This window comes from Chromobacterium aquaticum (assembly GCF_021129195.1).
Taxonomy (GTDB): domain Bacteria; phylum Pseudomonadota; class Gammaproteobacteria; order Burkholderiales; family Chromobacteriaceae; genus Chromobacterium; species Chromobacterium aquaticum.
Map to the genome: position 1 here is coordinate 1 of NZ_JAJOHW010000089.1, position 23429 is coordinate 23429.

The window sequence follows — 23429 nt, forward strand, 5'->3', positions numbered from 1 at the left end:
CGCCGACATCCAGGTTCAGATCCGCCGACAGCGCGCCGCCGCCGAAACGCAGCGGCGTGCCGCTCAAGGCATAGGGCGCCAACGGCGCCAGTTGCACCCCGTCGGCGCGCAGCTTGCCCTTGAACGCGCCAACGGCGGCGTCGATATCGGCCTTGGCCGCCAGCTTGCCGCCATTGAGCTTGCCGGCCAGGTCCAGCGCCAGCCGCTGGCCGTCGCCCACCTCCACCGTGCCGCCCAGATCGGACAAGGCCGCGCTCACCGGCTTGGGCAGGCTGCGGTCGGTCCAGCTCAGCCGGCTGTCCCGCAGCTCCATTTCCGGATAGGAGAACTTCCAGGCCGGCGCCGCCTCATCCTTGGCGCGCGCGGGCGCGGCGGCCGGCTTGGCGCGGCCGGCGGGCTCGAACAAGCGGGCCAGATTGACCTGGCCGGCACGGTCGCGCTCCACCTTGGCCTCAAGGCCGCTCAGCGTCAGCTTGCCCGGTTCGATGCGGCGGCCTTGCTGCAATAGCTGGCTGGACGCCAGCTCGGCGCTGGCCAGGCTCAAGGCCGGCTCCGCGCCCTGAGCGCCCAGCTTCAATTCTTCCAGGCGCGCCACCATCCCGCTCAGCGAGAAACCATGGTCGGGCGACAGCGAAAAACGGCCGGACAAGGCCGGCAGCCTGGCCTCCAGCGCCAGCGGCTGGCGGAAACCATGGTCGACATAGTTCAGACGCCAATTGCGCAGCTTGATCGCCTCGATATTCACCAGCCACGGCAGCGGCGCGGCCTCCGGCTGCGGCTTGGCGACGGCCGGCGCGGCCGGAATCGCCTTCTGCCAATCCACCGTTCCGTCACGATCGCGTCCGGCCATCGCCAGGCCCTGATCCAGCTCGATGGACTGCACTTTCAGCATCGAGCGCGCCAGATCCAGCGCGCCGCCTTCGACGCGGACTTCCGGAATCGTCAGCTCGCTGCCGCCGCCCGGCGCTTTCAGCGCGAAACGCAGCAGGCTGGCGCGGAACGGCGACACCGTCAGCTCCGGCGTCTTGCCGGACATTTCAAAGCGGTAGCGCGCCGACACCGACAAGCGCCCTTCCGGCGCGGCGGTATTGAAATGCGGCTGCACATAGGGCCAGACCGAGGCCAGCGGCAGCTCCGCCATCTGCGCCTCGCCGTCGGACTTCAGCGGCTGCAGATTGATGCTGCCCTTCCAATTGAAACGGGTGCCATCGGTCAGCGCCGCCTGCATCGTATAACTGCCGTTTTCCGGCAGCGTGGACAGGTCCACCAAGGCCAGATTCAGCGGCACCATGGAAAAGCGCTCGCCGCCGCCCAGTTGATCGGACAGCTGCGCCTGGCCGTTGCGGATGTTCAAGGCCTTGATCAGCAGCCGCGGCAGCTTGTCCGAACCGCCCTCCGGCTTGGCCGGGCCGGCGGCGTCGGCGACGAAGCTGGCCCAGTTCCACTGCCCGGCGCGGTTGCGCGTCAGCGCCAGCCGCGGCTGGTCCAATGAGAACTCCTCTGCCTGCCAGCGGCCTATTAGCAACATGGAGGGATCCAGGTTCAGATAGACCCGCTGCGCCGCGAACAGCGGCCGGCCGTCGCCCTCGCTCAGTTTCAAGTCGCGCACTTCCAGCGACATGTCCCAGGGCGTGATCCTGACCTCGCCCATGCTCAGCGTGCGGCCAATACTTCTTGCCCACTTGGCGGCGGCGTCGCTGATCATGCCCGGCGCCAGCCAGCCCAAGAAGCCCCACAGCAAGGCCAGCAGCACAATGGGCAGCGCCAGCCAGCGCCACCAGCGGCGGCGCGGCGGATTGGGCTTGGAATCTGAGGCGGGTTTCAACTGCTCGGTATCGTTTTCCATATCGGTCAATTCTAATACTCATAAAGAGGTCTTAACAGTCCCCTTGTCAGATTTCCCTGTTGCCGCAAACCAACAACAGAGCGGACTCCAATCAATAATCATTGCGAATGTCCATGCGCCGGTACTAGCATGCATTTGTTCAAAATATTGAACATTTCAAAACCAAAACGATCAATACCCTTCAAACCGGCATTGTGCCGTTTTGCCTGACCGAGAGGAGCAACCGGATTGCCAACCCATCACTGGGCCCGATTCCAGCCCCGTCCCGCCTGCCCGCGCAGCCCCGGCTGCCGAACACTGGACCGTAGATTATTTTTAGTACAAGCGCAGCGGCCGCATACGCTGAGGCATGCCGCCCAGCGCGACAGCAGCTCCGGCGCGCACACATGAAACCAGAGGGTTTATGAATAACGCAGAACAAATAAATAAATGGCTTGACGACAACCGCATCACCGAAGTGGAGTGCCTGATCCCGGACATGACCGGGCTTGCCCGCGGCAAGATCGTGCCGCGCCACAAATACAATCCCGCCGAAGGCCTGCGCCTGCCGGAAGCCGTGCTGTCCATGACCGTGACCGGCGACTACCCGGACCAGGACTTCACCTCCATCGCCGATCCCGACATGCGGCTGATCCCGGACGCCAGCACCCTGCGCCCGGTGCCGTGGAATCTGGAACCCACCGCCCAGATCATCCACGACTGTACCTTTTTCGACGGCCGCCCGGTGGACCTGGCGCCGCGCAATGTGCTCAAGCGCATCCTGAAACTATACGAAGACGAAGGCCTCAAGGCCGTGGTGGCGCCGGAAATGGAGTTCTACCTAGTGGAAATCCAGCCGGACGAAGACATCCCGCTGCGCCCGCCCGTGGGACGCACCAAGCGCACCGAAGCCGGCATGCAGAGCTTCTCCATCGACGCGGTCAACGAATACGACGGCATCTTCGACGTAATGTACGACTGGTGCGAGGCCCAGGGCCTGGCGCTGGACACCCTGATCCACGAAATGGGCACCGCCCAGATGGAAATCAATCTGGACCACGGCGACCCGCTGGCGCTGGCGGACCAGGTCTTCCTGTTCAAGCGCACCGTGCGCGAAGTGGCGATCCGCAACAATATGTACGCCACCTTCATGGCCAAGCCGATGCAGGGCCAGCCCGGCAGCGCCATGCATCTGCATCAAAGCGTGGTGGACAAGGACAGCGGCAAGAACATCTTCAGCCTGAAGGACGGCCAGCCCTCGCAGAAGTTCTTCCACTTCATCGGCGGCCTGCAAAGCTATCTGCCGCCGGCGATGCCCTTCTTCGCGCCCTATGTGAACTCCTACCGCCGGCTGAGCCGCTACACCTCGGCGCCGATCAATCTGTCCTGGGGCTACGACAACCGCACCTGCGGCCTGCGCGTGCCGCACTCGGACCCGCAGGCGCGGCGAGTGGAAAACCGCCTGGCCGGCGTGGACGTCAACCCCTATCTGGCCATCGCCGCCAGCCTGGCCTGCGGCTACCTGGGCATGAAACAGGGCCTGATGCCGTCCGAGCCGCTGAGCGGCAGCGCCTATGAACAGCCGCACCAACTGCCGCGCCACCTGGACGACGCCATCGACATGCTGCTCAAGTGCGAGCCGCTGACCAATCTGTTCGGCGAGCACTTCATCCGCACCTATAGCGCGATCAAGGAAGCCGAGTACCGCGAGTACTTCGACGTGATCAGCCCGTGGGAACGGCGTTTCCTGCTGCTGCACGTTTGATCGGCGCTTTGCGCGCCGCCGGCCCATCCTCCGGGCCGGCGGCTTTTCCGGCCTGCCGTCATCAAACTGTGCATTGACAATCTCCGGTCCAGAATATTCAATATGATTAACACCTGCCGCCAGAGCATGCCATGCATCCAAGCCTCCAAGTCCTCCCCATCCGCCCCGCGTCCAGCGCCGGGCCGAGCCTGAGCGAAGCCCTGCGCCAGGTGCAACGCGACGCCTCCCCCGACAACGACCGCGATTACTGCCGCGCACTGCACGACTTCGTGCGCGACCGCGTGCGCTTCGGCTTCACCGCCCAGTTCGAAACCGTCAGCCCGGAGCGCACGCTGGCGCTGGGCCGCGGCCATTGCAACGCCCAGGGCGACCTGCTGCGCGCGCTGCTGACCACCGCCGGCATCCCGGCGCGGCTGCGTTTCGTGCGGCTGGACAAGCACATTCTGCACCACGCGGTGCCGGCGCCGGTCTATCTGTGCCTACCGTCCCACTTGTTCCACGGCATGGTGCAGGCGCGGCTGGACGGCCGCTGGCTGCACAGCGACAGCTATCTGTTCGACCCGGCCGGCTTCGAGCGCCAATACGCGCGCCTGCTCGCCTCCGGCCTGAGCCACGGCTACGGCCTGCGCCTGGGCGCGGATTGCCGCTGGAACGCGGACGGCGACAGCTTCTCCCAGGCCTGCGCCGACGACCTCCACGACGACGACCCCATCTACGACAGCCTGGCCATCGCCTTGCAGGAAAAAGCCGGCAACAACACCCTGCTGGGCCTGCATTTCAATCAATGGCTGCGGCTGGCGCCGCCGCCGCTGCGCCGCCAGGGCGAACGCTATCTGAACAGCCGGCTGCGTCCAGCCGGATAAGCGCCGCCGCCATGAAGCGCCTGATTCCGCTGACGCTCGCCTTCCTGCTCGCTGCCAGCCAGGCGGAAGGCCGCGACGACCAGCGACTGCCGCGCTCCTTGCGCCAAAACAGCGAGCACCTGAGCGACAGCGACTTCAACGCCTACAGCATCGTCTGTCACCAAGCCGGCCAGATCATCATCTACATCCCCGCCGCCAAGAGCATCACCTTGCTGCGCGAAGACGACGGCATCCGCGAAATCCGCTACTTCCCAAGCAACGACATCCTGAACGAGCAGAGGCTGCTGGTGCCGCGCAGCCTGGCCTGCCAGCTGCGCCGCAACTAAGAACCTGTTTACGATCTGCTGCGCGTCGGTGATACGGCGTTGAAAACGAGCTCAAAATGCTCATGTACCACTTGTACATTCCGCTTTTTCGCTCGTTTTCGCCTTGTCTCGCCTTAGCTCGCGAGATCGTAAACACGTTCTAAAACCCGCGCCGCTTACTCGGCCGCGCGGCTAAAGCAATGGTAAAAATCAATAATATATTTACCAGAATTGATTTAGTACCCGTCCCATTAAAATTCAGATGGCTTAAGAGTAAATTCTCCCTGGTCTGATTCATGGCACCATAAAGCGCTTGTTTTACCCCGCGCTTATTGCCTCAATCAGCATTAATCCATTTCCAGGAAGAAACAATGAAAACAAAACACTCGGCTATCAGTTTTTTGGTGCTGGCCAGCCTATCCTGCTCAGCCTATGCGGAAATATTGGCGGACCAATTCATGCCCAATGGGGATCTCAGCATCGCCTACCCGCAAATCTGCATCAGGACCAACCGGACACCAAACAAAACAGACATGGGTCCGATCATTAAGATGGCGGACGAGATTGCCAGGAAATTCCCTGAAAACCAGCCCGAGCAACGTGCCAAGGCGGTGTTGAACCAGCTGACCACGGCGTTCGGATCGGGAAAGTTCGGCCATACCTGGATCAATGTTTTCCACGATAGAAACGGCGCCGTCAGCCCATCCTCCTATAGCTATCGCGAAGGCCAGGGCTATGTTAAAAACGGCAATATGGACAAGTCCGACAGAAAATTCAGCCTTCAAAGATGCGCGCCTTTGAATAGCCCGAGAAAACAAATCAAGATCCTTGAAGAAGTAATAGTGCCCGAGCTGAACATGGCCAGTTACTTTGCCGGCCAGGCCATGGGAATGTCCAAAACCAATCCGGTGAATGGCGCTTACACTCCCATCCACAATTGCGCCTGGTTTAGCGGAATCGTCTGGAATGTATTGATGCAAGAGGAGCATGTGTTTGCGCAATCATTTAATGGCGCGGCGCACGCGGACCTGTGGGGCATGCCCTTCATGAAGGCGATGAAATTCATTTATGAACCGGGCATGGTCGCCGAGGGACTCAAGAAAGCAGGCAGCCATTAACAAGGGCTGCGATGTTCATCGCACGCGATAAACATCGACCCCGTTCTGGGAAAGGCTGACACAGCTCGGTTTCAACGCCGAATCGCCGACGCGCAGCAGATCGTAAACGGGTTCTAAGCCCCCGGCTTGTTCGCCCAGGTAGCGATGAAGGCCGGCAAATAGCCGTCGATGACGAAGCGCGGCGTCGGCTGCATCTCCTCGTGGAAACCCGCCAGCAAAAAACCCGCCTCCAGTTGGCCGCCAATCTGCTCGGCCAGGCTATGGCCGAACACCAGCGCCTCGCCGCCGGCCCGCTTGGCCGCCAGCGCCGCCGGCGCCAGATCGCGCAGATCGGAATATGGCACCGGGAAGCGCGGCCGGATCAGGCCCTGGCGCGCGTATTCCGGATCGCGGTCGCCGATGAAGGCCGCCGGATTGAAAAAGCTGCTCAGCAAGCGCCCGCCCGGACGCAGCACCCGGAAACACTCGCGCCACACCGGGCGCACATCCGGCACATAGAGATTGGAAATCGGGTGGAAGACGCAGTCGAAGCCGCCATCGTCGAAGCGCGACAGATCGCGCATATCGCCCAGCTCGGTCGCCAGGCTCAGCCCTTCGCGCCGCGCCACCAGGCGGTCGCGCTCCAGTTGCTGTTCCGAGGCATCGAACACCGTGACCTCGGCGCCGGCCGCCGCCAATAGCGGGCCTTGCTGGCCGCCGCCGCTGGCCAGGCACAGAATGCGCCAGCCGGCCACCTGATCCAGCCAGCCGGCCGGCAGCGGTCCCGGCGTCAGCCGTGCCCGATGATCGCCCGCGCGCGCGGCGGCGATGGCGGCGGCGTCCACTGGTTGCGACCATGGGCCGGCCTGCTCGGCCTGACGATCCCAGGCGGCCTGATTATACGAAAAAATATCGAGGGAAGCGTGTTCCGACATGGGGAATCCTGTTCTGTTCAGAGAATGGGAAACACCCAGCCAAGGCCGCGTCCATAGAGACATGGACGGCTCCCATCGGGGAGCGAAGACGAAGCATGACAGCGAAAGAAACGGCAATGCGGCAAACGGCCCTGGCTGGGCAAACGAGTGACGGGCATTACAGCTTCATTCCGGCGCGCTCCTATCGGGAAAACACAGAAGAGATTCAAGCCGCACAAGCGTGACGGCGCAGGCGCTCATTCTACGCCAGATCAAATTTAAATGACATAGCAATTCCGTAAACCACGCCATTCAAGCTTTGCGCTCCCCACACTCCCCGGAGACATGATGAAAGCTTGCCTGGCACTGTGCGCCGCGCTGCTGGCCACCCCCGCCCTCGCCGCCTATCCCGACGACCTCAGGCTCACCACCTGGAACGCGATGCTGCTGCCGCAATCGCTCTATCCCAATTACGGCCAGGAACAGCGCGCGCGGCTGATCGCCGCCGCTCCCATCCTGCAACACCAGGACGTGGCGGTGTTTCAGGAATTACAGGACAACAGCAGCTCCGAAGCGCTGCTGCAAGGCCTGAAAGCCCGCTTCCCGCACCAGACCCCGGTGATAGGCCGCAGCCAGAGCGGCTGGGACGGCACCGAGGGCTGGGACGGCGCCAGGCCGGAAGACGGCGGCGTCGCCATCGTCAGCCGCTGGCCGATAGTGGAAAAGCGGCAATACCTGTTCCGCAACGCCGGCTGCAGCTGGGATCAATACGCGCTCAAGGGCTTTGCCTACGCCAAGCTGCAAGTGGGCGGCCAGTACTATCACGTGCTGGGCACCCATCTGCAATCGGAAGACAGCGGCTGCAAGGACCACGCGGCGGTGCGCCAGGCCCAGTTGCGCGAGATCGCCGACTGGCTGCGCGCGCGGCAGCTGCCCAAGGACGAAATGGTGCTGATCGCCGGCGACATGAACGTGGACCGCCGCAAGCCGGCGGAATACCGCGCGATGCTGGACATCCTGCAAGCCAGCGAGCCGCGCTACGCCGGCGTCAGCGACAGCTTCGACACCGCGCGCAACGGCCTGGCGCTGGAGCGTTACGGCGCGCGCGGCGACGACGCGCCGGAATACCTGGACTACATCCTGACACTGAAAGCCCACCGTCAGCCGGCGGCCTGGCACAATCTGGCGCTGGACGCGCCGTCGCCGCAGTGGACGGTGCAATCCGTCGGCAAGCACACCTACGCCTACACCGACTACAGCGACCACTACCCGGTACAGGCCTTCGCCTGGGCCGATGCCGCCACCCCCACCCAGTCCTATACCGACCAAGCCGGCAGCTACCGCCAGGTGGGCCTGCAGAACCTGGGCAATGGCCAATGGCTGCAAAGCGCCGCCGCCAACGACGGCTGGCTGAAAACCGGCGCCGGCAGCGGCCCGACCGCCCGCTTCAATCTGTCCAACAACTTCGCGATGCGCGACAACGGCTGCCTGCGCTCCGGCGAATACCTGCGGGTGGAACGCGCCGATCGTCCCGGCTGGTTCTGGACCTGGTGGGGCGGCCTGGACGCCAATCAATACGCCTACTACACCAAGCAAGGCCCGCTCAACGCCTCCACGGAACTGCGCTTGCAGATCCAGGACCGGCCGGACGGCTGCCTGCGGGACGGCGATATCGTCAGCTTCAAGGACTGGGCGCGGCAGAACGACTACTATCTGACCGCCTGGAACAGCGGCGCCCACGATGGACAACTGTATTTATGGCAGCCCAATATCGGCCCGCGCGAACGTTTCCGCGTCAGCATCGCGCGCCAGCCGCAGCGGCAGGATTGGAAGGCGCAGCTGCTTTATAAAAACAGCAAGCGCTGACGGGAAGCGCGGATAGCGGGCGGCTCGCGCCGCCCGCTTTGCATGCCTTACCAGGCCAGGAACAGCAAGGACGCCCCCAGCAGCAGGCACAAGGGGGAATAGAAACGGGTGTCGTTGCGGGCGAAACGGCTATCGCGCACGCTTTTGAACAAGCCGACGTAGCGGAATTCGCCGATGCCGCGCAGCAGCATCACCGCGCCCAGCGCCAGCAGGCCCCAGCGCACGGTCTCAGCCAGCCAGAAACGGCTCAGATGTCCGTGCAGCGCCACCGCCAGCGCCGACAGGGCCAATGCCCCGGCCACCATCAAGGTGCCGGTGCGCGAGGGCTGGAACAGCGGTTTGCCATCCACCTCCGGCACGGCTGCGCCCATGCCCACGGTGCCGCCCAATGCCCAATAACAATGGACCAGACTGATAATCAGAAAAACAGTAATCAAAAACAGGCTCAGCATAAGCAGGTTCCCTTTCTAATTAAGTGTTTATCGGAAGTTCAACCTCGCCTCCATTGTACCACAATACCATGAGCATTAATTTGCACGCCCAACAGCGCCCCCCGCACCTCCAGCCATCAAGAAAAAAGCCCCCGGCGCAAAACGCCGGGGGCTGTCACTTGGATCCATCCTGGATCAGGCCAGGCTGGGCTCGCGTATTATGCGTCCGCCTGGATCGCGGTCAGCGCGATGGTATAGACGATGTCGTCCACCAGCGCGCCGCGCGACAGATCGTTGACCGGCTTGCGCAAGCCTTGCAGCATCGGGCCCACCGACACCACGCCGGCGGAGCGCTGCACCGCCTTGTAAGTGGTGTTGCCGGTGTTCAGATCCGGGAACACGAAGACATTGGCGCGGCCGGCCACTTCGCTGTCCGGCGCCTTCTGGCGGCCCACGGATTCCACGCTGGCGGCGTCGTACTGCATCGGGCCGTCTATCATCAGATCCGGACGCTTTTCCTTGGCGATGCGGGTGGCTTCGCGCACTTTCTCCACGTCCGAACCGCTGCCGGAAGTGCCGGTGGAGTAAGAGATCATCGCCACGCGCGGGCTCAGGCCGAAGGCGCGGGCGGAATCGGCGGACTGGATGGCGATGTCGGCCAACTGCTCCGCGTTCGGGTCCGGGTTCACCGCGCAATCGCCGTAAACCAGCACCTGATCCGGCATCAGCATGAAGAAGATGCTGGACACGATACTCGCGCCCGGAGCGGTCTTGATCAGCTGCAGCGCCGGACGGATGGTGTTGGCGGTGGTGTGCACCGCGCCGGACACCAGGCCGTCCACCTCGTTCAGCGCCAGCATCATGGTGCCGATCACCACGCTGTCTTCCAGCTGCTCTTCCGCCTGCTGCGCGGTCAGGCCCTTGCTCTTGCGCATCTCCATCATCGGCGCCACGTAGCGGCCGGCGGCCTCTTTCGGGGCCAGGATCTCGATGTCGGCCGGTAGGGTCACGCCCTGGGCTTCCGCCACCTGGCGGATGCGCTCCGGTTCGCCGATCAGCACGCAGCGGGCGATGCCCTTCTCGTGGCAGATGGCGGCGGCCTGGATGGTGCGCGGCTCGTCGCCTTCCGGCAGCACGATGCGCTTCTGCGAGCGGCGCGCGCTCTCGATCAGACGATGGCGGAAGGCCGGCGGCGGCAGGCGCACTTCGCGCGGCTCGCCTATCTTCTGCACCAGCGCGGAGGTGTCGATGCGCTCGGCGACGAAATCAATCATCGCCTGCATGCGCTCGGTGTCTTCCATCGCCACGTGGCGGTCCAGATTGGCCAGCATGGTGCTGGTCTCATAGGTGTCGCGCTCGGTGGACAGAATGCTCAGGCCGGCTTGGCGCGCGGACTGGATCAGCGGCAGGATGCTGCCGGAAACCGGTTCGCCGCAGGTCAGCAGCAGGCCGGCCAGCGGCACGCCGCGCAGCATGGCCAGCGAGGTGGCCAACACCACGTCGCTGCGGTCGCCCGGCGTCACCACCAGGGTGCCCGGCAGCAGGCGCTCGGCCATCTTCTCCACGGTGCGGGCCGCCACCACGGTTTCGCGCATGCGCGCTTGCTCGATCTGGCCGGCGTGCTCGATCTTCAAGCCCAGCGCGCTAACCACGTCCAGCACGCGCGGCGCGTCCAGCTTGGCGTCGTAAGGCACGCAGCCCAACAGCGGCGTGACGCAGCCCAGGGCCGCCAGCTCGGCGCGCAGCGCGTCCAGCTTGCCGCATTCCGCGCCGCGGTTCAGCAGCAGGCCGGCCAGCTTGCCGTTGCCGTCGGCGCTGAACTGGCTCTGCACCAGCTGCACGCATTCCGCGATGCCGCGCGCGTCGCGGTCGGCGCCGGACAACACCAGCAGCAGCTCGGCGGACAGGCTGCCCGCCATTTCCGCGTTCAGACGCAGCGTGGTTTGCGCGTCCGCGTCCGGCACCAGGCCTTCAACGATCAGCACATCGTGATTGTCGCGCGCCTGTTCCGCCAGGCGCACCACGTCTTCCATCAGCGTGGCCAGTTCGCCTTCGCGCAGCATGGCTTGCGCGCGGGCAAACGGGATGGACGCAGGCGCGTCGATATTGCACAGCTGGCGGGCGAAGTGATTGGACAGCTCCGCGCCGGCGCTGGCGCTGGCGGCCTGGGCGATGGGCTTGACGAAGCCCACCTTGATGCCGTCGCGCTCCAGCGCGTGCACCAGGCCAAGAGTCATGGAGGTCAGCCCGGCGTCCGAACCATAGGAAGCCAGGAAAAACACTCGTTTCGGTTGTTGCGATGTCATGGTTTTGCTTTCGACGCGCGCGCCGCCGCTAGGCGGCCCGGCGTTCAGAATCAGGCGGCGGCCGACGGAACGCCGGCCGCGCGATACAGACGCGGCTTGCGCCGCGAGGTCCTATCAGATACCGGCCAGGTCGGCGGTATCCTTGGCGATCATCCACTCTTCATTGGTGGCCATCACCAGCGCGGTGGTGCTGCCCGGCTGGCTGATCACGCCGGTATTGCCGCGCACGGCGCGCTCGTTGGCGGCCGCGTCCACGGCGAAGCCCAGCACCTTCATGTGGTTCAGGGTCTTCTCGCGCAGCAGGCTGGAGTTCTCGCCGATGCCGCCGGTGAACACCAGCGCGTCGATGCGCTCCAGCGAGGTGGCCAGGCCACCCAGCAGGCGGGCCAGACGGTGAGCGAACATGTCCAGCGCCAGTTGCGCGTCCACATTGCCTTCCGCCGCCGCCTCTTCCAGAGCGCGACAGTCGCTGGACACGCCGGAAATGCCCAGCAGGCCGCTCTGCTTGTTCAGCAGATTGTCGATGCCGTCCAGATCCAGGCCTTCCTTGCGGGCGATGAAGGTCACCGCGGCCGGGTCGATGTCGCCGGAACGGGTGCCCATGATCAGGCCTTCCAGCGGGGTCATGCCCATGGTGGTGTCCATGCACTTGCCGTTCTTCACCGCGGAAGCGGACGCGCCGTTGCCCAGGTGGGCGATCAGGATGCCGTGATTAGCCGGGTCCAGCTTCAGCTCGGCCACGGTTTCGCCGGCGATGAAGCGATGGCTGGTGCCGTGCATGCCGTAGCGGCGCACGCCGTATTCTTTGTAGAAACGCTGCGGCACGGCGTACATATAGGCCGGCTTGGGCATGGTCTGATGGAAGGCGGTGTCGAACACCACTACCTGCGGCAGCTTGGGGAAGGCTTTCTGCGCGGCGCGGATGCCCACCAGGTGGCCCGGGTTGTGCAGCGGCGCCAGCGCGCAGCATTCTTCGATGCCGGCCAGCACTTCGTCGGTGATCAGCGCGGACGCCTGGAAGCGCTCGCCGCCGTGCACGATGCGGTGGCCGATGGCGGCCACGCTGTCCAGCCACTCATGCTCGCCCATGAAGCGGGTCAGCGCTTCCATCGCCTCGGCGTGGCTGCCGCCGTTCAGCGACTCCGTCTTCTTGCCTTCCGCGGTTTTGAAAATGATGCGCGAATCCGCCAGGCCCAGGCACTCGGCCAGGCCAGACAGCAGCGGCTCGCTGGAGCCCTTGGGCAGCAGCGCGAATTTCAGCGAGGAACTGCCGCAGTTGATCACCAGAATTTCAGAAGATGTCGTCATAATATATCAGCGATTCATGATAGATAATTCGATAAACAAGCAGCGCCGCTCCGGGCGACGCTGCCAGCCAAAACCACCGGCCGGAAGGCGTTCAAGTCACCTTCAAGCCTTTACAGGAAAACAACTCGCGGGCACGTTTGACCTGCTCCGGCGTGGGAATCGGCGTATCCGCCAACTGGTATTCCATGCCCAGCTTCTGCCACTTGTCCATGCCCAACTGATGGAAGGGCAATACTTCCACCCGCTCCACCACACTGCCCAGGCTGGCGACGAAATCCGCCAGCCTGCTGATGTCCTCGTCGCCGTCGGTCAAACCCGGCACCAGCACATAACGCACCCACATCTTCTTGCCCAACCGCTGCAGGCGGCGGGCGAAATCCAGCGTCGGCTGCAAGGGCTGGCCGGTCAGCGCGTGATAGCGCTCCGGGTCCGAATGCTTGATGTCCAGCATCACCAGGTCCACCGCGTCGAACCACTCGTCGCTGACCCGCTCATGCAAAAAGCCCTGGGTATCCAGCGCCGTGTGCAGGCCGAAGCGGCGCTTGGCCTCGCGGAACAGCGCGCCGACGAATTCGTCCTGCATCAGCGGCTCGCCGCCGGACACCGTCACGCCGCCGGCGAACTTCAAAAAGCGCGCATACGGCTCCAGCTCCGCCATCGCCTGCTCCACCGTGACCTGGCGGCCATTGTGCAGCTTCCAGGTATCCGGGTTATGGCAGTATAGGCAGCGGAACTGGCAGCCCGAGGTGAAGAAGACAAAGCGCATGCCAGGCCCATCCACCCCGGCCCCGCTCTCCGTGGAGTGCAGGTAACCCACCACGGATTCGGGAGACATGGCGTGTTCTTGCGAGGCCGTGTCCACGGCGGTTTGGGTATCTGGCATGCGTTTGTGCTCCTTTGGCCGACACAGGCAAACCCCATCGAGGGCCGCCTTTTAAAGCATAGTGCGCGGTTCCGAACGGGCATGCGCCCAAAACGCCAGAGCCGAACACAAATGTTATTTTACGAACACATTTTATATTCTAAAACGAAAATATGTGTTTGATACAGGTCAAAAGCGTACATTGTGATGTGCGCACGCCACATAGCCCCCACCCCTCGCCTGATCAAACCCTTGATTTCAGTCGTGTTCTAGTTAAAACAATCGTTAGTTTTACCTTGCAGTGCAATATTTTCGCTCGTTCGCGAACATCCTCATAACACCCCATAGGCATAAGCGTGACCGGGCGCGCGCCCGCCCGCTGCTGAGCTGGATCAAAGCACGGGTCGTTTTTGCAAATGTCATTGGCGGCATCTATTATGCCAAAGGGATTCCACACCCACGGTGAACCGCCATGAACGCACTCCGCCTCGCCCTCAAAAGCGTGATCGAATATCCGCTGCCCGCCTCCAGCCAAACCCATGAAGTGGCCGCCATCGGGCCGGACCTGCTGCTGATCTCCCAACAGCCGTCCGGCGCGCTGGTCAAAATGCGGGTGGACCCGCACAGCGGCCAACCGCGCGCCGCCATCGCCCACGTCATCGACAACCCGTTTACCGGCTTGCATGGGCTGACCGTTTCCAAAACCCACCCCGGCTGCCTGTGGGTGACGCTGCAATTCCAGTCCGAACTGCTGCTGATAGACCCGATAGCGTCTGACCTGACCACGCCGCCAGAAATCCTCAAGCGGGTGCCGCTGCCGCAGCTGGCGCGTGGCCCGCACGTGGTGGTGGAAGACGGCGACATCCTGTGGACCTCCTGCAAGGACAGCCACCACATCGTGCGCGTCGACAGCCGTAACCCCGCCGCCGCCACCCTCTACCCCTGCCCGCCGCGCCCCATCTTCGTCCAGCGCCACCCGGACAGCGGCGACATTTACGCCACGCTGGACCAATCCAGCCAGCTCTACCGCATCCCGGCCAACGGCGGCGCGCCCGCCGCCATTGAAATCCCCGCCGAACACGGCAACACCCCGGTGGGCATGGTGCCGGGGCCGGACGGCAATCTGTGGTTCGCGCTGCTGGGCAACGCCTCCGGCGGCAACGGCGGCTTCGGCCGCATCCGGGCCGGCGGCGACATCGACTGGTTCCGGCTCAGCACCGCCCCGGCCGCCGGCGCCGGCTTCATCCACCTGGGCTTCACGCCGGAATCCGGCGCGGAACCGCGCCTCAACCTGCTGGCCTCGTCCATGGCCTGCGACAGCGCCCTCAACGGCGTGGTGCAAGTGAAGATGAGCCCGGACTACAGCCGCGTGGAAACGCAGCAGACCATCGCCTTCCCCTCCCAGCACAGCATGAGCCACCGCGTGCTCAGCACCGTGCACGGCCTCTACGCCACCGAGCTGGGCGCCTGCTGCCTGGCGCATCTGCGCCCGGCGGACAACCGCTATGGCGAAGGCGTCAATGAGATGGCCGACCCTTACTCGCTGTGGGGCTGCGGCATACCGGAGACCAGCGTGCGTTATCCGGGCGCGCACCGGGAGGAATAGGATTTGGCGAAGGTCGTGCTGATGTTGCATCCGCTGCGCGGAAGCTTGGACGGGTGAAGCGCAGCGATACCCACCACCGCCCGGTATGAAAGCACACGCGGCATCGTGTCCGCGTGGGTATCGCCTACGGCTCCACCCACCCTAGGCCACGGCAACGGGCGGCTTACCGCCGCCCGTCCCGGATCAGCCCTCGCTCACCAGCAAGTCTTCATAGAAAGCGCCAAACTCGCCGGACGGATCGGCAATCTGGATTTCCAGAATCCACAAGCCGGTGTCCGGGCACTGGGCGAAATCGCCCAAGCTGCCGGCCTTGTAAATGGCGTGCGGAAAGTCCGACACCCGGTGGCCCTTGATGTCCAGGTTCAGCCGCCAGCCCATTGCCTCGGCGCGCTCCGCCGCGTACTGATACAAGGCCGGGCCGGCCAGGCGCTCGCGCCGCCATTTGTCCGCCACCTCCTGCCACAACTGGCGCGCCGCCTCGGCACAGGCCTGCTTGCGCGCATTGTCGCCGGCAACGAAGGTATCGCCGGCGTCGCCCTCGTGGCCGTCCCAGACGATGCCCAGATCAATGAAGAAGATATCGTCGTCCAGCAGCACATTGTCCGGGTCGATCTGCTGCTTGAAGATTTTCAGCGTGCTGCGGCCAAAGCGGATGATGATGCCGTGCCAGATGCGGTCCATACCCATGCTTTCCAGCTCCGCCTTGGCCAAATCCTTGGCCTGCTGTTCGGTCATGCCGGGGCGGATCTGCGCGGCGATGCGCCGCACCGCCGCCATGGTCTTGTCGCGGGCGACGATCATTTTTTCCAGGGAGAAAGCGCTGCCCACCGCTTGCGGCGAGAGAGAGATTGACGTCATGGGGAATGCCCTATCTTGTAGTAAAGATAAACCGACGAAATGGGCAGTGAAGTATACCGCAACGCAGCAAAATTATGACATTCAAATCGCAGACCAAATCAGGCTGCCCGCCTCTGCAAAGTTGCGCACGATCCTGCACCGGCCTTTTGGACTTAGCCCCCAAGCCCCGAAAAAAACCAGGTATCCGACGCACCCCCACTCCCTTCAAGCCTGCCGTCGGGTGGCAGGCCCGAGGTCTTAAGCGGCTGCTTGTTCGAGCACCGCGACGTTAGCTGTGGGGTAGTGGTTAGTTTGTCACTCCAGAATAGAGGGGTGAACACTGCTCAAAGCCAATAGCGGCGCGGCATCTGTCGAAATCTTGCTGCGCGGACGCCGTGCGCAAAAATGATAAATTCTGGTGTGATTGTGGAGGTTTTTGCGTTGTTATTGTCACCGGAATGATCAGCTTTCGACAATAACTGACCATCGCCCTAGTCGAAGCGCGGATCGTTTGCTGCTTCTTTGTCCGGAGGGCGATTCTTCTGGTATGGGCAGTGCGGGATTTTGCATAGTCGAGCCTGCGCTGTCTCTTCAAATGCATCATCCAAGGCACGCATCAGGGCAAGCTTAACCTCGTCTAGTTCCAACTTGCGGCTATGCTAACTGCAAAGCCATCAGCATAGCCGCATTTATAAGCGCCGCCAATTCTAGGCGGAGAGCACCTTCAACATTTCCTGCAAATCCTTCTCCGTCGCGCCTTTGGCCAGATAGTCGCACAGTACGGCCAGAATGCCCGCCCGCCGCTCAGGCTTGAGACGTAGCCCTTTTTTCTGTAGCCACTCTTCAAGGACGGCATCGACAAACTTTATCGTCTCCAAGTCGACGCTACGCCCTCCTGGCATGATCGTGCCAGCAACCTTCTCTTCCTGTGCAGCCTCTATTTGCCCAGTTGGTGTTAGCTCCGTCGATAAAGGGACTGCCACCTCTACTGCAGACAAGTACTGAGCGGGAACTTCATAAACGCGGCGAGTGCCGCCTATCCCCTTCTTCTCCTCGTAGTACCAGCCCTCAGCAGCCGCTCGTGCAATCACAGCTTGCTTGGAAGTCGGCAGGCCAGGAAGACGCATCGCTCCAATCTCGCTGGCAGAAAGTAATTTTTTCACGGAACGCTTTGCGCCTCAAAAGTGTTCCGTAAGAACGATTTTCGCGTCCACACGGAACAGTTTAAATTTATCAATAAAAATCAATGGCTTGCTCGCCAAAAAGCTCGGAGGCACGCAAGTGGTGAGTGTTTTTTAGTGTTCCGCAACGGAACGCTCTTGACGGAACACTTAAGAACACTTAATCTTGGTTAAAAGTGACCTTCGGGATTAACGCCCGAACAAAAAACCGGCGGTAACCGGTTATCAAAAGGAGCCAAGTATGAGTTCGACTCAGCGCACGGGCTGGCACAAAGAGGACATCAAGGCGGCGATCCGCAAAGCCGGCAGCACGATGAACGCCTTGGCGCGCGATCGCAATCTTCCGCTTTCGACCATCCGCAACGCCTTGATTCGTCCTGTGTTGTCCGGAGAAGTCGCCATTGCCGAATTCCTGGGCATACCCGTCCACGAGCTTTGGCCGGAACGCTGGACGCCGGAAGGACGCCGCATTCGCCCTCGTTACGCCCACAAGTATATCGAGGCGAACAAAAACCGTTCATGACAAAACGGTCAGCGTAATTCGCACCCCTTAATTCTAACGAATTGTTCGCTTTGATAGTGCTTCAAGTGAACTGAAGCGGCAAAGGAGTACAGCATGAGCCGTCGCAAGCGTAATGACCGAGTTGATCTGAACGAGGACCAGCTCCCCCTCAACTTCGATGTGTTCGCCATCGAGACCCCCAGCGGCATCGTCGCCGTCCAGGGCGAAAACATCCTTGACGCCGCGATTCGCCAAGCGCTGGTTGTGGTCCTTGATAGCGCGTTCGGCCGCGGGCTGTCACGCGACCGTGTCGCGGATCAAATGAGCGAGAAGCTGTGCCGCAACATCAGCAAGGCCCATCTTGATTTGTGGACGGCCCCCAGCCAAGCGGAGCGCCGGATCCCCGTCGACGCGTTGATGGCGCTGATGGCGGTATGCGACGACTACAGCCCGCTGGAGTGGATGGCGCATTACGCCGGCCGCAAGCTGTTGACCGCCGACGAAGCATTGTGTGCCGAGTTCGGAGCCATGGCGGTGTTGGATCGTCACATCAAAGCCAAGCAAAAATCCATTGAGGGACAGATGGACGAAAAGCTGCTTGGCCAGTTGATGAACAGAATGAAGCGGCTGAACAAATGAACTCGGCCCTGAAGTCCCACTACAGCGCCGCAGAGCTGTCGGCCTTACAGGTAGAAGGCTTGCCGACCTCAAAAGGCAAGCTGATTGCCAAAGCAGAACGTGAATGCTGGTCCTTCGTCGAGACCAAGGGCAAAGGCGGCACCCGTCGCGAGTACAGCCCACCCGCCGAGGTGCTCGCCGCGATCCGCGCCCAAGCCGCCAAGAAAGTGGCGGCGCTGTCTGCACCGGTCCTTCCCATCCAACGTGAAGAACAACTGCCGCTGATCGAAACCGAGGCTCAGGCGCTCAAAGCGGACGCTCGCCGCGGCGTGTTGCAGGCGCTGGAAATGTTGATGCAGCGCTCCGGCTACCCGATGAAGAAAGCCGCCGCGGTGCTGATCGACATGGCCCGCGTGGGTGCCGCCAACGAGCAGTTGGTGGGCATGCTGAAGATGGCCCGCGACGAGCGCGGCCGCAAGAGCGAAGACGGTTTGCCGAGCGTGCGCAGTGTGCAGCGCTTCGTCGAGTACGAGCGCGCCGGCATGCTGGCCCCGAAGAAGCGCGAGCGCGATATGAGCGTGCCGGCCTGGGCGCCTTTCTTCCTCGGTTACTACCAACGCCCGGAAAAACCCACGGTGGAACACGCTTACCGCGAGTTCATCAAGGATTGGGCACAGGCTCAGCCGGGAACCGAGATACCGAGCGTATGGCAAGTGCGCCGCTTCCTTGCCAAAGTCGGCAACGTGAGCCGCGAGATCGGCCGCATGGGCGAGCATGAGCTGAAAACTCTGCGCCCCTTCATCCGCCGCGGCTTTGAAAACCTGTTGCCAGGCGACATCTACAGCGCCGACGGCCACACCTTCGACGCCGAGGTGCAGCACCCGCTGCACGGCCGCCCGTTCCGGCCGGAGATCACGACCATGGTCGATATCGCCACCCGCAAAGCGGTGGGCTGGTCGGTCGGCCTGGCAGAAAGCGCCTTCGCTGTGCTGGACGCCTTGCGCGATGCGGCGATGAAAGCCGGGATCCCGGCGGTGTTCTACGTCGACAACGGATCCGGCTACAAGAACGAAATGATGCTGGACGTGGCCACCGGCTTCATGGCCCGCCTTGGCATCGAGATGGTGAACAGCCTGCCGTACAACTCCCAGGCGCGCGGCGTGATCGAGAAATTGCACCAGACCATCTGGATCAACGCCGCCAAGAGCCTGCCGGGATACATCGGCTGGGACATGGACCGCGAAGCCAAGCTTGCCACCTTCAAGCTGTCGCGCAAAGCCATTGCCCAGGACCAGAAAACCGCCGCCATGCCGCTGATGGCCTGGGCACGCTTCGTCGCGTTCTGCGAGGAACGGGTCGCCGAGTACAACGACCGCCCGCACCGCAGCCTGCCGAAGATCACCGACCCGGCGACGGGCCGCCGCCGCAACATGACGCCGAATGAGAAGTGGGCGCTGCATGTCGCCCAGGGCTTCGAAGCCCACCGCGTCACCGACGACGAGGCCCGCCCGCTGTTCCGTCCGCAAATGCTGCGCACGGTGCGCCGCTGCGAGATCGAGCTGCTCGGCAACCGTTACTTCGCCCGCCCGCTGGAAGAGTTTCACGGCGAGCAGCTGCGAGTCGGCTACGACATCCACGACCCGCACATCGTATGGGTTTACGACGACGAAGGCCGCTTCCTCTGCACCGCAGAGCTGGACGCCAACAAGCGCGACTACATGCCGAAGTCGGTTATCGACCGCGCCCGCGAGAAGCGCGCCACCGGCCGCGAGAAGCGTTTGGAAGCCAAGCTGGTCGAGGTGCGGGAAGAGCTGCACGGCACCCCGGCGCTGGAGCACAGCGACACCGTCACAATCCCCGGCTTCATGAGCATCAACCGCGAGCAACTGGCGCAACGCGCGCGGGAACTGCAGGCGATGGAAGTGGTGGCCGAACCGGTGGTCAGCAAGTTGGCGGCGCAGGAAACCGCTACGCCGGCCAAAGAAGCCGCCGCCTGGGGCGTGCCCAGCACCCCGGAGGCGCGCTGGGCGGAGTGGAAACGACTGAACGCGATGACAGAGGAGGACATCGACAGCGAGAAGGCAAGGAAATGGCGGCACACCTATCAGGCGACCGCCGAATTCAGAACGTATCAGCGCAAGAGCGCGTGATCTTATGCCGCGCTGCTGCAACAGCGCGGGACCAACTTGGAGATTAAATCATGACTCAACACCAACCGATGGTCAATCGCGTGGCGCACATCGCCAACCTGGACCTGGTCGCCGTAGCTGCCGAGAAACTGCTGTCGCGTGTCGATGGCCTGCCCGGCATCGGTGTGATGTACGGCGAAGCCGGCCGCGGTAAAACCATCGCCTGCAGCGCTCTGGCGAACCAGACCCGCGGCTACTACGTGCAGATGCGCAGCGCCTGGAACCGCAAGGCGCTGTTGGAGAAAATACTGTTCGAGATGGGCATCAAGCCCGCGGGCACCATCCCGAATCTGCTCGACCAGGTGTGCGAACAGATCGCCGCCAGCCGCCGCCCGCTGATCATCGACGAATTCGACTTCTGCCTGCGCTCCGATGGACTGATCGAACTTGTACGGGACATCTACGAGGGCAGCCAGGGCACGCTGCTGCTGGTTGGCGAGGAAACCATACCGCAAAAACTCAAGCGGTGGGAGCGTTTCCACAGCCGGGTGATGGCCTGGATTCCGGCGCTGCCGGTGTCGCTGGCCGACGCCGAGTTGTTGGCCCCGATCTATTGCCCGAGCGTGAGCATTGCCGAGGATCTGCTGGCGCGCTTGGTTGAGGTGGCGCATGGCTCGGTGCGCCGGGTGTGCGTGAACCTGACCCGCGTACATGAAGAAGCCATGATGCTGGCCGAGTCCGAAATGACGCTGGCCAAGTGGGGCGAGCGCGATCTGTATACCGGCGACGCGCCGAAACGCCGCGGGGGCCTGTGATGCGCCCGGCTCCGATGATCAGCGCCGGGGGCCGCGGCAGCTTTCAGCGGATCTGGGAAGCGATCCGCGCGCGGCGCGACGACTTCACGCTGCTGCTGATATACAGCGACACCGAGGCCAGCCGCGGCGGGATCCTGCACTACATCAACGCCCTGGTCAAAGGCGGCTACGTCGAACGCATCAATCAGCGCGTCCGAAACAACGAGCAGCAGCACTTCCGCCTGATCCGAGACTGCGGCATCGAGTACCCGCGTTTAAACGCCAAAGGGGAACCGATCCAGCGGGATCTGGCCACCGAAGCGATCTGGAGAACCATGCGCATTGTCGGCGGCGAGTTCTCGACGCGTGAACTTGCGGCACTGGCCAGCACGCCGGAACGCCGCGTCGCACACACCACAGCCAGCGTGTACATCGGCCAGTTGGTCCAGGCCGGCTATGTGCTGCAGACCCGGAAACGGAGCAAGTCCGGCCCGCCGCGCTATCGCTTCCTGTCGCAGCGCTACACCGGTCCACGTCCGCCCGTCGTTGGCCGCAACGCCTACGTTTACGACCCGAATTTGGACCAAGTGGTGTGGCAGGAGGAGATCAACCATGAAGACCTCTGAAACCCGTACCCACTGGCTGGACTTGCTGCGCGCCGAGGCCGAGCGCACCAGCATGCGATCCGTCGCCGCTCGGCTGGGGTACAGCCTGACCACGATCAGCCTGGTGCTGTCCGGCAAATACCCCGGACGGCCCGACAAGATCGCCAAGGCCGTGATCGAACTGCTGGAACAAGCCGTGGCTTGCCCCTACCTCGGGCAGACCATCGCCGCAGACCTCTGCCGTAGCCATGCCACCGGCCCGGCACCGACTCACAATCCGCTCAAGATGGCTCACTGGCGCGCCTGCCAGCAGTGCCAAAACCGCCGCAAAGGAGACTGACATGCATGCCGTTCAAACACAGATCTATTCCCCGGCTCAGCGTCAATGCGTCAACGAAGTGATGCTCGCCGCCGCGCTGCGCCTGGCCGGAGCCATTGAAGAACTGACCGCCCGCGGTTTTACCGTGCTGCGCGTCGACTTCACCCCGGCGCGACCGACGATCACCGTGCTGAAAGACGGCCGCTGCCAAGCGCTGATTGAGTCCGGCGAAGCGGCTTACTACTCATTCGGGCGGGAAGCGCATTTCGGCCCCTATCGCGCCGCGCAGTTCAAGTGCGAGGGCTGCCGGGTGGTCTGGTCTGAACTCGAGTCATGACGCAGATCGAGTTGGACGCGGCCACCAAGCAGCGCCTGGCCGACGAGGTCGAGCGGCTGGTGGCGATGGGGAAGACGAGGAAGGAGGCGCGGCAGATTGTTTGGCTGGATTACCAGGACGAGCTGGCGGCCTTCACCGCCCCAGCCCCTCCGGAGCCAGTCCAGCCGGAGCCGGCCCCTCCCGACACCCCGGTGCCGGAGCCACCGGAACCGCCACCGCAGCCCGCCGTAACGACGCCAGTACGCAAGTTTTGGCAAGCAGCAGATGAACCGTCATTCACCCCGGATTGGTTGAGCCGGAACCGGGTTGAGCTGGCAAAAGTGAAGCGATTACTGAGGAGCAAGACATGAACACGATTCCGCAGGGCTACAAACAAGACGCCAAGGGGCGCCTGATCCCCATTGAGGCCATCAAGCCCATTGACCTCGAGCGCGACCAACTCGTGGCCGAGATCATCGAGAAGGCGCAAGTGGTGAGCCAGACGCTTGCCACGTTCAAGGAAACCGTCTTCGCCGATATCGGGGCGTTTATCGAGCTGTCGGCCGAGCGCTACGACGCCAAGCTTGGCGGAGCCAAGGGCAATGTCAGCCTGGTGTCCTTCGATGGCCGCTACATGGTGAAGCGTGCCAACCAGGACACGCTGACCTTCGACGAAGGGTTGCAGGCCGCCAAAGCCCTGATAGATGAATGCGTACATACGTGGACCGAGGGGGCGCGCAGCGAACTCCGCGCGCTGATCAACGACGCCTTCAACGTCGACAAGGAAGGCAACATCAGCACCGGCCGCATTCTCAGCCTGCGCCGCTTGGACATCCAGGACGAGAAGTGGCAGCGCGCGATGACGGCGCTCAGCGACTCGGTGCGGGTGCAGTGCTCGAAGTCGTATATCCGCGTGTATGAGCGCGTCGGCGACACCGATCAGTACCGCCAAATCCCTCTTGATATCGCGGGGGTGTGAG

At 63.1% G+C, this 23429-nt stretch carries 23 protein-coding genes; 15 read left to right on the forward strand and 8 right to left on the reverse strand.

The window, feature by feature from the left end:
* Positions 1-1846, reverse strand: a 1846-nt coding sequence (locus LQT98_RS13735; RefSeq protein WP_231462883.1) for a DUF748 domain-containing protein, incomplete at its 3' end; no start/stop codon positions are given.
* A 403-nt stretch (positions 1847-2249) separates the two neighbouring features.
* Between LQT98_RS13735 and LQT98_RS13740 the strand changes: the two genes are divergently transcribed.
* The 4 genes from LQT98_RS13740 to LQT98_RS13755 all read left to right on the forward strand — a co-directional run bounded on the left by LQT98_RS13740 (position 2250) and on the right by LQT98_RS13755 (position 5876).
* A complete protein-coding gene (locus tag LQT98_RS13740) occupies positions 2250-3590 on the forward strand; it encodes a glutamine synthetase family protein (RefSeq protein ID WP_231462885.1) in 1341 nt (446 codons plus the stop codon).
* A 131-nt stretch (positions 3591-3721) separates the two neighbouring features.
* Positions 3722-4453: a transglutaminase-like domain-containing protein gene (locus LQT98_RS13745; protein WP_231462887.1), complete on the forward strand. Its 732-nt coding sequence runs from the start codon at positions 3722-3724 to the stop codon at positions 4451-4453.
* An 11-nt stretch (positions 4454-4464) separates the two neighbouring features.
* Positions 4465-4779 (forward strand): hypothetical protein, encoded by a 315-nt coding sequence (locus LQT98_RS13750; RefSeq protein ID WP_231462889.1) that lies wholly within the window; start codon positions 4465-4467, stop codon positions 4777-4779.
* Between the two features lie 350 nt (positions 4780-5129).
* Positions 5130-5876 (forward strand): hypothetical protein, encoded by a 747-nt coding sequence (locus LQT98_RS13755; protein ID WP_231462891.1) that lies wholly within the window; start codon positions 5130-5132, stop codon positions 5874-5876.
* Positions 5877-5989: 113 nt separating this feature from the next.
* Here the strand turns inward: LQT98_RS13755 and LQT98_RS13760 are convergent, their stop codons facing one another.
* Positions 5990-6790: a class I SAM-dependent methyltransferase gene (locus LQT98_RS13760; RefSeq protein ID WP_231462893.1), complete on the reverse strand. Its 801-nt coding sequence runs from the start codon at positions 6788-6790 to the stop codon at positions 5990-5992.
* 324 nt (positions 6791-7114) lie between these two features.
* On the opposite strand from LQT98_RS13760, the gene sph reads away from it, so the two are divergent.
* A complete protein-coding gene (sph, locus tag LQT98_RS13765; RefSeq protein WP_231462895.1) occupies positions 7115-8635 on the forward strand; it encodes a sphingomyelin phosphodiesterase in 1521 nt (506 codons plus the stop codon).
* A 47-nt stretch (positions 8636-8682) separates the two neighbouring features.
* On the opposite strand, the gene LQT98_RS13770 is transcribed toward sph, so the two are convergent.
* The 4 genes from LQT98_RS13770 to pflA all read right to left on the reverse strand — a co-directional run bounded on the left by LQT98_RS13770 (position 8683) and on the right by pflA (position 13563).
* On the reverse strand, positions 8683-9087 hold the full coding sequence (locus LQT98_RS13770; protein WP_048410890.1) for a DUF3995 domain-containing protein: 405 nt from the start codon (positions 9085-9087) through the stop codon (positions 8683-8685).
* Between the two features lie 197 nt (positions 9088-9284).
* A complete protein-coding gene (gene pta, locus LQT98_RS13775; protein ID WP_048410889.1) occupies positions 9285-11372 on the reverse strand; it encodes a phosphate acetyltransferase in 2088 nt (695 codons plus the stop codon).
* Positions 11373-11486: 114 nt separating this feature from the next.
* Complete coding sequence (locus LQT98_RS13780) at positions 11487-12680, reverse strand: acetate/propionate family kinase (RefSeq protein ID WP_048410888.1); 1194 nt, start codon at positions 12678-12680, stop codon at positions 11487-11489.
* A 91-nt stretch (positions 12681-12771) separates the two neighbouring features.
* The gene (gene pflA / locus LQT98_RS13785; protein WP_231462896.1) at positions 12772-13563 is read right to left on the reverse strand and encodes a pyruvate formate-lyase-activating protein; all 792 of its coding nucleotides are present in this window, start codon (positions 13561-13563) and stop codon (positions 12772-12774) included.
* A gap of 451 nt (positions 13564-14014) precedes the next feature.
* Here pflA and LQT98_RS13790 point away from each other — a divergent pair, with 451 nt between their 5' ends.
* A complete protein-coding gene (locus LQT98_RS13790; protein WP_231462898.1) occupies positions 14015-15148 on the forward strand; it encodes a Vgb family protein in 1134 nt (377 codons plus the stop codon).
* 183 nt (positions 15149-15331) lie between these two features.
* Here LQT98_RS13790 and LQT98_RS13795 read toward each other — a convergent pair whose 3' ends face one another.
* Positions 15332-16006, reverse strand: a complete 675-nt coding sequence (locus tag LQT98_RS13795; RefSeq protein WP_231462901.1) for a M24 family metallopeptidase — start codon at positions 16004-16006, stop codon at positions 15332-15334.
* A gap of 686 nt (positions 16007-16692) precedes the next feature.
* Positions 16693-17148, reverse strand: coding sequence for a DNA-binding protein (locus tag LQT98_RS13800; protein WP_107732738.1), 456 nt, complete (start codon positions 17146-17148; stop codon positions 16693-16695).
* Positions 17149-17407: 259 nt separating this feature from the next.
* On the opposite strand from LQT98_RS13800, the gene LQT98_RS13805 reads away from it, so the two are divergent.
* The 9 genes from LQT98_RS13805 to LQT98_RS13845 all read left to right on the forward strand — a co-directional run bounded on the left by LQT98_RS13805 (position 17408) and on the right by LQT98_RS13845 (position 23428).
* Positions 17408-17689: a helix-turn-helix domain-containing protein gene (locus LQT98_RS13805; protein ID WP_231462904.1), complete on the forward strand. Its 282-nt coding sequence runs from the start codon at positions 17408-17410 to the stop codon at positions 17687-17689.
* A 93-nt stretch (positions 17690-17782) separates the two neighbouring features.
* Complete coding sequence (locus LQT98_RS13810) at positions 17783-18307, forward strand: hypothetical protein (protein WP_231462908.1); 525 nt, start codon at positions 17783-17785, stop codon at positions 18305-18307.
* Positions 18304-20436 carry a Mu transposase C-terminal domain-containing protein gene (locus LQT98_RS13815; RefSeq protein WP_231462910.1) on the forward strand — a complete coding sequence of 711 codons (2133 nt, stop codon included), beginning with the start codon at positions 18304-18306 and terminating at the stop codon, positions 20434-20436. Before LQT98_RS13810 ends, LQT98_RS13815 begins: the two co-directional genes overlap by 4 nt.
* Before the next feature lie 50 nt (positions 20437-20486).
* Entirely contained in the window at positions 20487-21230 is a 744-nt protein-coding gene (locus tag LQT98_RS13820; RefSeq protein WP_107732742.1) for an AAA family ATPase, read from the forward strand.
* Complete coding sequence (locus LQT98_RS13825; protein WP_231462912.1) at positions 21230-21835, forward strand: hypothetical protein; 606 nt, start codon at positions 21230-21232, stop codon at positions 21833-21835. Before LQT98_RS13820 ends, LQT98_RS13825 begins: the two co-directional genes overlap by 1 nt.
* The gene (locus LQT98_RS13830) at positions 21822-22154 is read left to right on the forward strand and encodes an XRE family transcriptional regulator (RefSeq protein ID WP_231462913.1); all 333 of its coding nucleotides are present in this window, start codon (positions 21822-21824) and stop codon (positions 22152-22154) included. Before LQT98_RS13825 ends, LQT98_RS13830 begins: the two co-directional genes overlap by 14 nt.
* Before the next feature lies 1 nt (position 22155).
* Positions 22156-22470 (forward strand): hypothetical protein, encoded by a 315-nt coding sequence (locus LQT98_RS13835; protein ID WP_107732745.1) that lies wholly within the window; start codon positions 22156-22158, stop codon positions 22468-22470.
* Positions 22467-22820 (forward strand): hypothetical protein, encoded by a 354-nt coding sequence (locus LQT98_RS13840; RefSeq protein WP_231462914.1) that lies wholly within the window; start codon positions 22467-22469, stop codon positions 22818-22820. Before LQT98_RS13835 ends, LQT98_RS13840 begins: the two co-directional genes overlap by 4 nt.
* Entirely contained in the window at positions 22817-23428 is a 612-nt protein-coding gene (locus LQT98_RS13845) for a DUF3164 family protein (protein ID WP_231462916.1), read from the forward strand. Before LQT98_RS13840 ends, LQT98_RS13845 begins: the two co-directional genes overlap by 4 nt.
* The last annotated feature ends 1 nt before the right edge of the window (position 23429 follow it).